We start from the raw sequence: 313 nt of genomic DNA, 5'->3' as shown, positions 1-313 counted from the left end.
ACCGTGCTCGGTCGCGAGGGCGAGTTCTTCCTTCTGCGCTTCGAGAGCCAGGAGCCGCTGGAGCGTCTGCTTTCGCGCCTGGGCGAGATGCCGCTGCCGCCGTATATCGAGCGCGGTGCCGAGGCGGCGGATAACGAGCGCTACCAGACCGTTTTCGCCCGCGAGCCAGGCGCGGTTGCCGCACCGACCGCGGGGCTTCACTTCGACGAGGAACTACTCGGCAAGCTCCGCGAGCGCGGTGTCGAGACGGGCTACGTCACCTTGCATGTCGGCGCGGGCACCTTCCAGCCGATGCGCGCCGAGGATGTTCGCG

General features: G+C 68.7%; 1 protein-coding gene. It reads left to right on the top strand.

The genetic code is table 11. The features are described from left to right. The coding region (locus tag CBX98_RS25900) for an S-adenosylmethionine:tRNA ribosyltransferase-isomerase (RefSeq protein ID WP_172606052.1) at positions 1 to 313 on the top strand (313 nt) is incomplete at both ends.

Source organism: Vibrio sp. T9, from assembly GCF_003123985.1.
GTDB lineage: Bacteria > Pseudomonadota > Gammaproteobacteria > Enterobacterales > Vibrionaceae > Vibrio > Vibrio diabolicus.
This window is presented reverse-complemented; position numbering and strand designations above follow the sequence as displayed.